The sequence below is a fragment of the Streptomyces sp. NPDC044044 genome (genome assembly GCF_056434405.1).
In genome coordinates, this window is record NZ_JBWKFG010000002.1 from 851,983 (window position 1) to 864,870 (window position 12,888).

Here is a 12,888-nt window from a genome sequence, read left to right on the forward strand (position 1 = left end):
AAGGAATCAAGCATGTTCGACTCCGTACGCGATGATCTGCGCACCACCCTCGACGAGATCCGCGCCGCCGGCCTGCACAAGCCCGAGCGCGTCATCGGCACCCCGCAGTCCGCCACGGTCTCCGTCACCGCGGGCGGCCGCCCCGGCGACGTACTGAACTTCTGCGCGAACAACTACCTCGGCCTCGCCGACCACCCCGAGGTGGTCGCCGCCGCCCACGAGGCCCTGGACCGCTGGGGCTACGGCATGGCGTCCGTGCGCTTCATCTGCGGTACGCAGGAGGTGCACAAGGAGCTGGAGGCGCGCCTTTCCGCGTTCCTCGGCCAGGAGGACACGATCCTCTACTCGTCCTGCTTCGACGCCAACGGCGGAGTCTTCGAGACGCTGCTCGGCGCCGAGGACGCCGTCATCTCCGACGCCCTCAACCACGCCTCGATCATCGACGGCATCCGGCTGAGCAAGGCCCGCCGCTTCCGCTACGCCAACCGCGACATGGCGGACCTGGAGCAGCAGCTGAAGGAGGCCTCCGAGGGCGGCGCGCGCCGCAAGCTGATCGTCACCGACGGCGTCTTCTCCATGGACGGGTACGTCGCCCCGCTGCGGGAGATCTGCGACCTCGCCGACCGCTACGACGCGATGGTGATGGTCGACGACTCGCACGCCGTCGGCTTCGTCGGCCCCGGCGGACGCGGCACGCCCGAGCTGCACGGTGTGATGGACCGCGTCGACATCATCACGGGCACCCTCGGCAAGGCGCTCGGCGGTGCGTCCGGCGGCTATGTGGCGGCCCGCGCGGAGATCGTCGCGCTGCTGCGCCAGCGCTCGCGCCCCTACCTCTTCTCGAACACCCTCGCCCCGGTGATCGCGGCGGCCTCGCTGAAGGTCATCGACCTCCTGGAGTCGGCCGGTGACCTGCGGGAACAGCTCGCCGCGAACACGGCGCTCTTCCGCTCGCGGATGACGGAGGAGGGCTTCGACATCCTGCCGGGCGACCACGCGATCGCCCCCGTGATGATCGGGGACGCCTCGGTCGCGGGACGCATGGCCGAGCTGCTCCTGGAGCGCGGCGTGTACGTGATCGGCTTCTCGTACCCGGTGGTGCCGCAGGGCGCGGCCCGTATCCGCGTCCAGCTGTCGGCCGCGCACTCCACGGACGACGTGAACCGTGCGGTGGAGGCCTTCGTGGCGGCGCGCGCGGAGCTTGACGCCTCGGGCACCTGAGCCGCCGGGTGAGGCCGCTGGTACCGGCGGGTCCGGTGGTTTGGGAGAATCGGCCTCATGATTGAAGCGCGGCGGCTGCACATCCTCCGTGCGGTGGCCGACCACCGCACGGTCACGGCCGCTGCCGCCGCGCTCTACCTCACGCCGTCCGCGGTGTCCCAGCAGCTGACGGCACTGGAGCAGGAGACGGGCCACCGCCTGGTCGAGCGCGGTGCCCGCGGGGTCCGGCTCACCCCGGCGGGCGAGATCCTGCTCTCCCACACGAACGCGGTCCTCGCCCAGCTGGAACGGGCCGAGGCGGAGCTCGCCGCGTACAGCTCGGGCGCGGCCGGGACGGTGACCGTGGCGTCCTTCGCCACGGGGATCGCCCTGGTGGTCGGCCCCGCCCTGGCCCGTCTCTCGTCCAGTGCCCCCGGGATCCGGGTGCGGGTCCAGGACGCGGAGGGCGACGCGAGCCTGCCGATGGTGCTCGACCGGCAGGTGGACGTCGCCGTGGCCGTGGAGTACCGGGGCGCTCCGGGCGCGGACGATCCGCGCCTCACGCGGGTCCCGCTGTACGCGGAGCCGTTCGACGCGGTGCTCCCCGAGACGCATCGCCTCGCGGCGGCGGAGCGCGTGCCGCTCGCGGAGCTCGCCAAGGACGCCTGGATCGGTCCCTTCGTGGGCAACCCCTGCCATGACGTGGTGATACTCGCCTGCGAGGCGGCGGGCTTCCAGCCCCTGCTCGAACACTGGTCGGACGACTTCCGGGCGGTGGTCGCCCTGGCATCGGCGGGGGCGGGCGTGGCCCTGGTGCCGCGGTCGGCGCTGCGGGGCATGGACGTCTCGGGGGTGGTGATCCGCCCGGTGGAGGGCGTCGCGCCCACCCGCCGGGTGTTCGCGGCGGTGCGGTGCGGGGCCGAGGAGCACCCGCTGATCCGGCCGGTGCTCGATGCTCTGGGCGAAGCCGCGGGATAGCGGTCGTACGGGACTGCGACCCGGCCCCGTCGGCGGTGCGCCCGACGGGACCGGGCCGGGTGCGGACGCCGGCGACGGCGCGGGTGGCTACATGGCTCCATGCCTACACATGGCTACATCCAGATGCCGTCGAGGAACGGGTAGGCGTCGGTGAGCCTGGACGGCCCCTGGATGAGCTTGTCCTCGGAGACGACGACGAATTCGTCGCCCTTGGTGAGGAAATAGTGCGCCGTGGATTCGCTGACGGCCGTGGTCGCCGCGTCCGGCCCGAACCCGAAGGCATCGGGTGCGGCCGTCAACTGGAACCGCTGGTGGGACGGTCCACGCGCCGGGCCGATCCCCGTGGTGCAGGTGTCCCTGCGGCCGAAGACCAGCAGCCCTCCCCCCTCGGCGCCGAAGCCGGTGACGTCGCACAGCTCGCCGACCTGCTCCAGCAGGACGTGGTGCAGGAAGTGCTCGGCGTCCTGGACGGGCCCGTGGCCCTTGCCGGAGAACTCGACCGCCTGGCCCCCGGTGAAGCCCAGGTACGTGTGACCGCCGCGCTTGGCGGCGGGACCGACGGCGTCGAAACCGTCGCTGAACGGCTTGGGCAGGTCCGGGAACTGGTCGGCGAGCTTCCGCGGTCCTGCCTCGATGCCGCGCCGCCTGGAGAAGCGGATGAACTCGTCGCCGCGGAAGCCCTCGAAGCGTACGTAGGGCGTGCCGCTGTCCGGGATCGCCTTGGCCGCCGACTCGAAGATCCCGCCGCCCGCGTCGAGCGCCTGCTTGGCCGCGCCGCTCAGGGAGCCGAGGACCGAGCCGAGGATGCCGCCGCCGGCGGAGACCACGGTGGCCGTCAGCGCGTCGAACGCCTTGACCTCGCCGCGGCTCGGCACCCGCTCGAAGCGCCACTCCTGTGCGGGGCGGGGCCCCATGGTGGGCTTGCCCGCCTGCTCCAGGGCCGCGTCGGGCGCGCTGCTGTCGTCGTGGACGGAGAGCAGGTGGCCGCTGTTCACGTTGGACAGCGTGTACCGGTCGTCGCCGACCGCCACCGGCCGCCACAGCTGGGACACAAGGAGGTCCTGCCGGGTCTCCGCCGGGCACTGCTGCACCGGCGAGCCCACGCGGCCGCGGCCGGTCATGATGTCCATGCGCAAGGCGCTGTGCACGTTCTGCAGCGTCCAGGCGCCCTCCTTGGCGGCGTCGGGCCGCAGATGCCACAACTGACTGTGCCGGGCGGCTCCTTGCGGGTTCAGCTCCTGCTGCACGACCGGGACGCTCTGTGCGGTCTTGGCTCCCTGCACTCCCGCGTACAGCCCGCTCGCCTCGTTCTTGAGCAGGTAGATCCCCTCGGACAACGCAGACATTGCCAACCTCCGTGGAAGACGGACAGTGATCCCCCGCGTGTGCGCCTCACAGAGTAGGAGCTGAGCCGGTTTGCCGATACGGGTGGATTTCGGCTGCTATTTACCCCTCAATTACCGTGACGCGTGGCGGCCATTCGCACAGGCGTCGACTCAGGTGGCATCAACTCTCCCCGCCTCTAAGTCCGTTGGCGGGGCGTGCGGCGGGGAGGGTGCGCCCGGAGTGGGCGGGGCCGGTTCTCACCCGTGGCGGGGGGCTTCAACTGCCCTCCAGTGGGCCCCACTTGCTGCTCTGTGTCAGGCCACCGGAGACGGGAGCGGTGCCGAGGTCGGCGTCGCCGTCCTCGTGGCGCAGGAACCAGTCGTCGAGGTCGCGTGCGGCTTCCAGCGGGTTGCCGGTGGTGTAGGCCCGCCACCAGCCTGCCCCGCCGGGTCCTTTGGCGGCGGAGGTCCCGTCGGGGGAGCGCAGTTCCTCCCGGAAGCGGGACTCGGCCGTGGTGAAGCGTGCCCGCGCGGTTTGCGCGTCCACGCCCAGGACGTCCCCGATGACCTGCCAGCTCGCGCCGCCCGTCCGCTCGCTCACGGCGGCGGCATCGAAGAACCGGTGCGCGGCCCTGAGCACGAGCGCGGCGTCGGCCAGCACGGATCCGGGGGAGGCGGCGGTGCCGTCGGGGCGCAGCTCGTGCTCGCCGATCGGTACGGCGGCACGCGCGAGGCCGGCGAGCTCGCACGCCTCGTGAGCCATGGCGAGACGTGCGCGTGCCGCGTCCGTGTAGGGCGATTCGGCGTACGGCGATTCGGTGTACGGCGATTCTTGCGGCTGGGCGGCACCGGAGTCCTCGTCGCCCATATAGCTGACGTCGTCCATGTCGTTCACGTCGATCGGCCTCAGCCGCGCACGAAGTAGAGGACGGTCATCGTCACGGCGGTGGTCAGGATGATGCTCCGCAGCAGCCGGTCGGAGAGGCGGCGCGCGAAGTGGGCGCCGGCGAAGCCGCCCGCCAGTGCGCCGACGAACATGGGGGCCAGGACGAGCGGGGAGCTCAGCGCGTCCGATGCGACGAGCAGCAGTGCGGTCGCGCTGAGGTTGATGGCCGCGATCTGGGTGACCCGCATCGGATTGCTGACCGCGGTGTCGAGCCCGAGGCCGATGCCCCACAGGGCGAACATCATGATGCCTACGGCACCGCCGAAGTATCCCCCGTACAGAGCGAGGAAGAACTGGCCGATCAGGACGGCCCGGGAGCTGATGCCGATCTCGCGGCCGAGCGCACTGCTCACCGCACGGGAGAGGCGGCGGCCGAAGGCGAGAACCACCGTGGCGAAGGCGAGCAGCCAGGGCACGGCGGCGTCGAACGAAGCTGCGGGGAGCGTGAGGAGCAGGGCCGCGCCGAGTCCGCCTCCGACCACACTGATGACCGTCAGCGCCTTGGTGGACGTCGCCCCGACCGGGGTGAGTTCGCGTCGGTAGACCCATCCGCTGGCCACGGCCCCCGGCACGAGCGCGATGGTCGACGAGGCGTTCGCCGTCACGGGGGACAGGCCGACCGCGACCAGCGCGGGCAGCGCCACGAACGTGCCTCCGCCGCCGACGGAGTTCAGCGCTCCGGCGGCGGTGCCTGCCAGCAGGACGAGCAGAATTTCGGACACCCGCCGAGCATCGCCCTGTGACGGGTGGGCCCACAATGCGATATCGGTGTACCCAGCCTAAGGCTGTGCCTTAGGCTCGCGAAGGTGCGCTACGACCTGGACGATCTGCGGCTCTTCCTCGACATCGTGACGGAGGGGTCGATCACGGCGGGTGCCCGCCGGATGCACCTGAGTCTGCCGTCGGCCAGCGCAAGGGTCCGTTCCCTCGAACAGCAGGCCGGAGTGGCACTGCTGATCCGTGGCCGGAGGGGAGTGCGCCCCACTCCGGCGGGGTCCACGCTGGCCCGGCACGCGCGCGAGGTCCTCGCCCAGACCGTGCGGCTCGAAAGCGCGGTCGCGAGCTACACGAGATCCCCGACCGCGCCGCTGACCTTGCTCGGCGGTGGCTCGGCGGTGCACCGACTCGTGCCACAGGCCCTGGTCTCGTTCCTCCGGGCGCACCCGGACACCGACGTCCGCGTCTCCGAGAAGCGCACGCCGCAGATCGTGCGGATGCTGGCCGACGGCGAGGCGGACCTGGGCATCGTCCTCGACGACGAGGCACGCGACTGCGGTCTGGCGATGGAACCCCTCGGTGACGACTCCCTCGTGGTGGTCGGCCAGCCCGGCGGGATCCTCGCGGGGCGTACGTCGTTGACCTACAGCGAGGCCGCAGAGCACCCGCTCGTCGGTCTCGACCCCGGCGCGTCGCTGCGCCGCTGGATCGAGAGACATGTCGGCCCCCACGCACCGGTGGTGCGCCACCGCACCACGGTCGCGAACCTCAACGTCCTGGTGGCCCTGGCCGCAGCGGGCGTTGGCCTCGCGATCGTCCCGCGCCGAGTGATCGACCCCACCCAGCCCCTGGACGTATGCGAATTGCAGGACCCCTGGGCCCGCCGCCACCACCTGCTGGCCTGGGGCGCCAAAACGGGCCCGGCATCCCCGGCGACAAAGTCACTGGCCGACCACCTGCGCAAGGCATCAACCTCGGAACCTGCGCTGCCGGGGCGGCGGGGGGCTGGGTGGGGGTGAGCCTGCCGGAGCCCCAGGAGCCGCAGCCCGCAGTGCTCGTAGCCCCTACCCCGTGCGGTAGTCCGTAGCCAGCTGCCCGCCAACAGAGGCCAGGCTCAGCGGCGTTGGCCGCAGGACGCCCACCGCCCTGAGCCCGCAGACCGCCCCCGCCCCGGGCACGCAGGCCCCCCGCTCCGAACCCTCAGACCGCAGGCCGCCCCGTACTCGCCCGCAGCACCACCTCGCCCCGCACCCGTTCCACCCGCGATCGCACGCCCCGCTCGCGCAGGGCGAGGGCCAGTACGTCCCGGCCCATCCGTGTCAGCGGCAGTGCCACAGTGGTCAGCGGTGGCGTGAGTTCCCCGACCAGGGGGATGTCGTCGAAGCCCGCGAGCGACACGTCGTCCGGCACCCGGAGCCCCCGTTCCCGCAGCGCACCCAGCGCCCCTACAGCCATCACGTCCGTCACCGCGAAGACGCACGTCGGCCGCTGCCCCCGGCGCAGCAGTTCGACCGCCGCCGCATGGCCCCCGTCACGAGTGAAGGCGCCCTCCACGATCCGCTCCGGCGGAAGGGCGACCCCCGCGTCGGTCAGCGCCGCGCGGAACCCGGCCAGGCGGTCCGCGACCGTGGTGAGCCGTTCGGGGCCGGTGAGCACGGCGAACTCCCGGTGGCCCAGGGACAGCAGCGCCCGCGCCAGCGCACCCGCCCCCGCCCGGTTCTCCGGCTGCACCGTGTCCACACGGAGGCTGCGGTGCCGGCTGACCACGGCGACGCGGCCCCCGTCACGTATGTAGGGAGCGAGCTCCGACTCCAACGACCGCTCCCACGCGGGGTCCTGGAAGCCCGAGCCGATGAGCAGGATCGCGCGGGCCCGCTGCGCCCGCAGCATCGAGACGTACGCGATCTCCCGTGCCGGCGCGCGGAAGGTGCTGGCCAGCATCACAAGGAGGTCCTGCTCGGCCGCCGCCGCCATCACCCCGCTCGCGATCGCCGCGAAGTAGGGGTCGCCGACATCGTGGCAGATGACGCCGACGGTGTTGTTCGACGAGCTGGCGAGCGCCTGCGCATGGGCGTTGGGGATGTACCCCAGCTGGTCCGCCGCTTCGAGCACCCGGCGCCGCAGGTCCTCGCGGACGCGCGTCGTGCCGTTCAGGGCACGCGACGCGGTGGCGGGAGAGACCCCGGCGGTGCGGGCCACCGCGTGCAGAGTGACGTGAGGCCCGTGCTCGCGCCCTCGCCCGATCGCGGGGCCGAGAGCAGGGCGGCCGGGGCCTTGCTCTCGGCCCCGTCCGGATGCGGGTTCTCGCCCGCGCGCCCGCCCGCCCCCGGGTCGCTCTTCAGCGGCTAGCCCCGCCCCGGGTTCCCGCCCACCTGTCCGCCCCGCCCCGGGTTCCTGCCCGCCTGCCCGCCCGTCCTCGGGTTGCTCTTCAGCGGCCCGGCCCGCCTCGGGTACCCGCCCACCTGTCCGGCCCGGCCCGGGTACCTGCCCACCTGTCCGCCCCGCCCCAGGCACCCGCCCACCTGCTCGCCCCGCCCCAGGTTCCTGCCCGCCTGTCCGCCCCGCCCCCGGTTCCTGCCCGCGCCCTAGCGCCCGCACCGCGCCCCCCTCGTCTCGCACCGCGAAACTTCGAGCCGACCTATTGACCCTGCGGTCAGCCAGTCATTAGCGTGGCGGACACCTTATCAGAAAGCGCTTTCTGAAAGCGGTTTCCGCACCACCGACGCTCCGCAACTGCCTCCGAAGTTCGCTGAATGCCAGGGGAGTTCACCGTGAGCCAGAGCGCACTGCAGGCAACTCCCGTCAAGGCGGCTGGAGTTGTCGACCGCAGCCGCCCCACCTTGCGACAACGTACCGCCGAGGCGGCCGAGAAGAGCTGGCGTCCGCTGGTCCTGCTGCTCGTCTGCTTCGGGGCCTGGTGGCTGATCGCCGCCACCGAGATGGTCGAGGCGTACCTCGTGCCCTCGCCCGGCGCGACCCTCGACGTGATCCTCGACAAGCCCGACTACCTGTGGCAGCACACCTGGGTCACCACCTACGAGACCCTGCTCGGCTTCCTCATCGCCGTGGGTGTCGGCATTCTCTCCGCGGTCGTCATGGTCTACTCGACGACCGTCGAGAAGACGCTCTATCCGATCCTGCTCTTCGCCCAGGTCGTGCCGAAGATCGCGATCGCCCCGCTGTTCGTCGTCTGGCTCGGCTTCGGTATCGCCCCGAAGATCCTCATCGCCGTCCTGATCGCCTTCTTCCCCGTCGTCATCTCGATGGTGACCGGCCTGAAGGCCGTCGACCCGGAGATGCTCCAGCTCTCCGCCACCATGGGCGCGCGGCCCTGGCAGACCTTCCTCAAGATCCGCTTCCCGGCGTCGCTCCCGCACCTGTTCTCCGGTCTGAAGGTGGCCGTCACGCTCGCCGTCACCGGCGCCGTCGTCGGCGAGTTCGTCGGCGCGAACGAAGGCCTCGGCTATGTGATCCTCCAGGCCAACGGAAACCTCGACACCCCGATGCTCTTCGCGGGGCTGCTCGTCATGTCGCTGATCGGCGTCGTCCTCTTCGTGCTCGTCGAGATCGCCGAGAAGCTGCTCCTGCCGTGGCACGCGAGCCGCAGGGACGTGGCCGCCACCACTGCCTACTGACACCTTCCACTCCTACGGACACCCGCCACTCCTACGGACACCCACCCCTGCCTACTGACACCCACCACGCGGTGCCGGCGCACCCACCCCGCCATGTCCGATGTTCGACGTAAGCGAGAAGGGCCGTCCCATGCACGCGCGCAGACTGCTCACCGGAATCGTCCCCCTGGCCCTCGTCGCGGTGACCGCGACGGCCTGCGGCGGCGGCGACGACAAGACGAGCACCAGCGACTCTGGCAAGAAGCTCGACAAGGTGACGCTGACGCTCAACTGGTATCCCTACGGCGAACACGCGCCGTTCTACTACGGCAAGCAGCAGAAGATCTTCGAGAAGCACGGCATCGACCTGGACATCAGGGCGGGCCAGGGCTCGCAGAAGACGGTGCAGGCGACCGGCGCAGGGCAGACCGACTTCGGCTGGGCGGACACACCGGCGGTGCTCGCGGGCGTCGACCAGGGCGTCAAGGTGAAGAGCCTGGGGGTCTTCCTCCAGACGACGCCCGCCTCCGTGCAGTTCTTCGACGCGCAGGGCATCAAGGCGCCCGCCGACCTCAAGGGCAAGATGATCGCGGGCACGGCGGGCGACGCGCTCACCAAGACGTTCCCGATCTTCCTGGAGAAGAACGGCATGGAGCTCTCCGACGTCAAGGTCCAGAACACCGACCCGGCGGGCAAGATCGCCGCGGTGATCTCCGGCAAGACGGACGCGCTGCTCGGGTACGCGAGCGACCAGGGCCCCACCATGCAGAACAAGGCCAAGAAGGACGTCTCGTATCTGCGCTTCTCCGAGAACGGCCTCAACTTCTACTCCAACGGCCTCATCGCCGGGCCCAAGACCCTTCAGGGCAGGGGCGATCTGGCCAAGCGCATGACCGCCGCCGTGAGCGAGTCATGGGCCGCCGCCGAGAAGAGCCCGGAGCCCGCGGTCGCCTCCATGGACGGCGCGTCCGAGCAACTGCCGCCCAAGGAAGTGCTGTCCGAGCAGTTCAAGACCACGCTGACGCTGCTGCACACCGACGCCACGAAGGGGAAGGCGCCGGGCGCCAACACCGAAGCGGACTGGCAGCAGACCATCGACGTCTTCTCCGAGGCGGGCATGGTCAAGAAGGCCAAGCCCGTCGCGGAGTACTGGGACGCGGCCAAGGGGATCAAGGGCTGAGGGGCGGCAGGGGAATGACGAAGGACGCGACTCTCAGGATGAGCGACGACCCACGTGCCACGGCGGGGGATGCGCGGCCGTCCGCGGTGCGCATCGACGACGTCGCCGTCCGCTTCCGTACGAAGAAGAAGGACGTCACCGCGTTGCGGGACGTCTCGCTGAACGTCGGCGCGGGCGAGTTCGTGGCGATCGTCGGGCCGTCGGGCTGCGGCAAGTCCACCCTCCTGAAGCTCGTCGCCGGGCTGCTCACACCCTCCTCGGGCGACGTGCTCCTCGGCGGCGAACAGGTGCGCGGACCACGGCGCGACATCGGCTACGTCTTCCAGCGCGCCGCGCTCCTGGACTGGCGCACCGCACGCCGCAACATCCTGCTCCAGGCGGAGATGCGCGGGATCCCCGGCGCCGAGGCACGCGCGCGTGCCGACGACCTGATCCGCATGACCGGACTCGGCGGCTTCGAGGATGCCTACCCGCACGAGCTGTCCGGCGGCATGCAGCAGCGCGTCGCACTGTGCCGCGCGCTCCTGCACGAGCCGCCGGTGCTGCTCATGGACGAGCCCTTCGGGGCGCTCGACGCGCTCACGCGCGAGCAGATGAACGTCGAGCTGAACCGGATCTGGCGCGAGACCGGCACCACCGTGCTCCTGGTGACCCACTCGATCCCGGAGGCCGTCTATCTCGCGGACCGCGTCGTCGTGATGAGCCCCCGCCCCGGGACGGTGGAGGAGATCATCGACGTCGGCCTGCCCGCGGAGCGTTCGTACGCGACGACGCTGGCGACAGCCGAGTTCCGCGACGCCACCGGTCGGATCCGCGAGCTGCTCGGGGCGGTGTCCGCGCACGAGTGAGGTGTGAGCCACAGAGGTCCGCGACAGCCATGCGTCTCGTAAATGGCCATGCGTGCGTCTCATATTCGGGATAGCGTGCCAGATATGGAACACGATGGCGTCGACGACCGGCTCGCCGCCCGACTCGCCGAGCTGCGCGCGGAACGCGGCTGGTCCCTGGGCGAGTTGGCGGACCTCAGCGGCGTGAGCCGCTCCACCCTGTCACGGGCCGAACGCGCGGAGATCAGCCCCACCGCGTCCCTCCTGAACCGGCTCTGTGCCGTCTACGAACGCACCATGTCGCAGCTCCTGAGCGAGGTGGAGGCCGAGCCCGCGCAGCTGGTGCGCGCGGCCGAGCAGGGCGTGTGGACCGACAGTGCGTCCGGCTTCGTGCGGCGATCGGTGTCGCCGCCGCACGCGGGACTGCGCGGCGAACTCGTCGAGGGCCGCCTTGAACCGGGCGCGGACGTCGCGTACCACCGGCCTCCCGTGCCCGGCATCGAACAGCACATCTGGGTGCTCGAGGGGGCGCTGGAGGTCACCGTCCAGGGCGATCCGCACGCCCTGGACACCGGGGACTGCCTGCGCTTCCGGCTGTGGGGGCCCACGCGGTTCCGGTGCGTGGGGGAGCGGGCCGTGCGGTACGCCCTGGTGGTGGTCGCGCGATGAGGGGCGACCGAACGCCGAGACGCCTCCGCGCGGAACAACTCATCGCAGCCGCGGACGACTTGGGGGCCCTGCTCGCCGACGTCGTGGACGGCGGCTCGTCCCTCGGCTTCCTCGCACCCCTCGACCTGACGGCCGCGGCCGACTGGTGGCGGGGCCTGGCCCCCGCGGTGGCGGAAGGACGCCTCGCCGTCTGGGCCGCGCGCGACGCCGGGCGGGTCACCGGGACCGTCAGCGTCGGCTTCACGGACAAGCCCAACGGCAGGCACCGCGCCGAGATCCTCAAGCTCATGGTCCACGGCTCCGCGCGCGGACAGGGCCTCGCCCGCACCCTCCTGGCCACGGCGGAACAGGCGGCGGCCGAAGCGGGCGTGACCCTCCTGGTCCTGGACACGGAGACGGGCAGCCCCGCCGAGTCCCTCTACCGGAGCGGAGGTTGGACGGCGGCCGGGGTCATTCCCGACTACGCGGCCGATCCGGCCGGGGTGCTCCACCCGACGACCCTCTTCTTCAAGAAGGTGGGTGGTTCGGGCGCACCCCGGCCGGACGACCCGGCACGTCAGTACCGCAGCGCCGCCAGATACGCGTAACTGTTGCGTGCCGTGGCGAACGGATCGCTGGGGGTGTCGTGCTCCACCAGCCACTGCTTGACGCCGCCCACGCGCGCGTGGTCGAACATCGCGGCGAAGTCCAGCGTCCCCGAGCCGACATCGGCGAAGCCGCCGTCCGCGGCCATGTCCTTCACATGGAGCGCGGGGAAGCGCCGCCGGTGCCGCACGAAGTACGTCGCCGGATCCGCGCCGCCCTTCGCCGCCCAGTAGACGTCCAGTTCGAAGCCGACCAGATGCGGGTCGGTCTCGGTGACGAGGATGTCGTACAGGCTCGTGCCGTCCACCACCACATGGTCCGTGCCGTGATTGTGGAACAGGACCGGACCGAGGCCCGCGTCGCGCGACGCCTGCCCGATGCGGTTGAACTGCCGTGCCGCTTCCCGGAATCCGTCCGGCGTGTGCAGCGCGCCGGGCAGGCTCGGCACCACCGGCCACTTCGCGCCGAGGGTGTGCAGATCATCGAGGGCCTGAGGCAGGCCGCTGCCCTTGAGCGTGTCGTACGCGACGTGTTCCAGGACCGCCTTCAGGTCCACCGCGTCGAGCATCCGCCGGATGTCGGCCGCGCTGTTCCCGTGCCGGCCGCTCACCCCCACGGTCGCGTAGCCGATGTCGGCGAGCCGCTCCAGCGTGCCCGCGAAGTCCTGTGCGAGGACGTCGCGCATCGTGTAGAGGTGCATGCCGATGCCGCCGCGCGGGATGCGCCGGCACCGCGACGCCTCACCCGCGCGCGCGGGCAGTGCGGTACCGACGGCTGCCGCGAGCCCCATCGACGTACCGAGAAAGGCACGTCTGGTCCCGTTCAGTCCTGATCTCTTCATGGCTGC

At 71.5% G+C, this 12,888-nt stretch carries 13 protein-coding genes; 8 read left to right on the forward strand and 5 right to left on the reverse strand.

Annotation, left to right across the window (positions count from 1 at the left end; genetic code table 11):
- Positions 1-12: 12 nt before the first annotated feature.
- Complete coding sequence (locus AC07AG_RS09670) at positions 13-1,221, forward strand: glycine C-acetyltransferase (RefSeq protein WP_478753510.1); 1,209 nt, start codon at positions 13-15, stop codon at positions 1,219-1,221.
- 57 nt (positions 1,222-1,278) lie between these two features.
- Positions 1,279-2,178: a LysR family transcriptional regulator gene (locus AC07AG_RS09675; protein ID WP_478753512.1), complete on the forward strand. Its 900-nt coding sequence runs from the start codon at positions 1,279-1,281 to the stop codon at positions 2,176-2,178.
- Positions 2,179-2,291: 113 nt separating this feature from the next.
- Here the strand turns inward: AC07AG_RS09675 and AC07AG_RS09680 are convergent, their stop codons facing one another.
- The 3 genes from AC07AG_RS09680 to AC07AG_RS09690 form a co-directional block, all read right to left on the reverse strand.
- Positions 2,292-3,524: an RICIN domain-containing protein gene (locus AC07AG_RS09680; RefSeq protein WP_478753513.1), complete on the reverse strand. Its 1,233-nt coding sequence runs from the start codon at positions 3,522-3,524 to the stop codon at positions 2,292-2,294.
- Positions 3,525-3,780: 256 nt separating this feature from the next.
- On the reverse strand, positions 3,781-4,389 hold the full coding sequence (locus tag AC07AG_RS09685) for a hypothetical protein (protein WP_478753975.1): 609 nt from the start codon (positions 4,387-4,389) through the stop codon (positions 3,781-3,783).
- Between the two features lie 20 nt (positions 4,390-4,409).
- Entirely contained in the window at positions 4,410-5,171 is a 762-nt protein-coding gene (locus AC07AG_RS09690; protein WP_478753515.1) for a sulfite exporter TauE/SafE family protein, read from the reverse strand.
- A gap of 84 nt (positions 5,172-5,255) precedes the next feature.
- Here AC07AG_RS09690 and AC07AG_RS09695 point away from each other — a divergent pair, with 84 nt between their 5' ends.
- Positions 5,256-6,185 (forward strand): LysR family transcriptional regulator, encoded by a 930-nt coding sequence (locus tag AC07AG_RS09695; protein WP_478753517.1) that lies wholly within the window; start codon positions 5,256-5,258, stop codon positions 6,183-6,185.
- A 181-nt stretch (positions 6,186-6,366) separates the two neighbouring features.
- Here the strand turns inward: AC07AG_RS09695 and AC07AG_RS09700 are convergent, their stop codons facing one another.
- On the reverse strand, positions 6,367-7,365 hold the full coding sequence (locus AC07AG_RS09700; RefSeq protein WP_478753519.1) for a LacI family DNA-binding transcriptional regulator: 999 nt from the start codon (positions 7,363-7,365) through the stop codon (positions 6,367-6,369).
- 572 nt (positions 7,366-7,937) lie between these two features.
- Between AC07AG_RS09700 and AC07AG_RS09705 the strand changes: the two genes are divergently transcribed.
- The 5 genes from AC07AG_RS09705 to AC07AG_RS09725 all read left to right on the forward strand — a co-directional run bounded on the left by AC07AG_RS09705 (position 7,938) and on the right by AC07AG_RS09725 (position 12,043).
- Entirely contained in the window at positions 7,938-8,801 is an 864-nt protein-coding gene (locus AC07AG_RS09705) for an ABC transporter permease (protein ID WP_478753521.1), read from the forward strand.
- 130 nt (positions 8,802-8,931) lie between these two features.
- On the forward strand, positions 8,932-9,960 hold the full coding sequence (locus tag AC07AG_RS09710; protein ID WP_478753523.1) for an ABC transporter substrate-binding protein: 1,029 nt from the start codon (positions 8,932-8,934) through the stop codon (positions 9,958-9,960).
- Between the two features lie 38 nt (positions 9,961-9,998).
- Positions 9,999-10,808, forward strand: a complete 810-nt coding sequence (locus AC07AG_RS09715; protein WP_478753525.1) for an ABC transporter ATP-binding protein — start codon at positions 9,999-10,001, stop codon at positions 10,806-10,808.
- Positions 10,809-10,892: 84 nt separating this feature from the next.
- Positions 10,893-11,456, forward strand: coding sequence for a helix-turn-helix domain-containing protein (locus AC07AG_RS09720; RefSeq protein ID WP_478753527.1), 564 nt, complete (start codon positions 10,893-10,895; stop codon positions 11,454-11,456).
- A complete protein-coding gene (locus AC07AG_RS09725) occupies positions 11,453-12,043 on the forward strand; it encodes an N-acetyltransferase family protein (protein ID WP_478753528.1) in 591 nt (196 codons plus the stop codon). The genes AC07AG_RS09720 and AC07AG_RS09725 overlap by 4 nt, the downstream gene beginning before the upstream one ends.
- Here AC07AG_RS09725 and AC07AG_RS09730 read toward each other — a convergent pair.
- Positions 12,013-12,882 (reverse strand): sugar phosphate isomerase/epimerase family protein, encoded by an 870-nt coding sequence (locus AC07AG_RS09730; RefSeq protein ID WP_478753977.1) that lies wholly within the window; start codon positions 12,880-12,882, stop codon positions 12,013-12,015. The genes AC07AG_RS09725 and AC07AG_RS09730 overlap by 31 nt on opposite strands.
- Positions 12,883-12,888: the final 6 nt, after the last annotated feature.

Bases quoted from the DNA above. Each gene is read 5' to 3' on its own strand.
- AC07AG_RS09680 (WP_478753513.1), bottom strand. From the start codon at position 3,524: ATGTCTGCGTTGTCCGAGGGGATCTACCTGCTCAAGAACGAGGCGAGC.
- AC07AG_RS09670 (WP_478753510.1), top strand. From the start codon at position 13: ATGTTCGACTCCGTACGCGATGATCTGCGCACCACCCTCGACGAGATC.
- AC07AG_RS09720 (WP_478753527.1), top strand. From the start codon at position 10,893: ATGGAACACGATGGCGTCGACGACCGGCTCGCCGCCCGACTCGCCGAG.
- AC07AG_RS09675 (WP_478753512.1), top strand. From the start codon at position 1,279: ATGATTGAAGCGCGGCGGCTGCACATCCTCCGTGCGGTGGCCGACCAC.
- AC07AG_RS09725 (WP_478753528.1), top strand. From the start codon at position 11,453: ATGAGGGGCGACCGAACGCCGAGACGCCTCCGCGCGGAACAACTCATC.
- AC07AG_RS09685 (WP_478753975.1), bottom strand. From the start codon at position 4,389: ATGGACGACGTCAGCTATATGGGCGACGAGGACTCCGGTGCCGCCCAG.
- AC07AG_RS09710 (WP_478753523.1), top strand. From the start codon at position 8,932: ATGCACGCGCGCAGACTGCTCACCGGAATCGTCCCCCTGGCCCTCGTC.
- AC07AG_RS09730 (WP_478753977.1), bottom strand. From the start codon at position 12,882: ATGAAGAGATCAGGACTGAACGGGACCAGACGTGCCTTTCTCGGTACG.
- AC07AG_RS09715 (WP_478753525.1), top strand. From the start codon at position 9,999: ATGAGCGACGACCCACGTGCCACGGCGGGGGATGCGCGGCCGTCCGCG.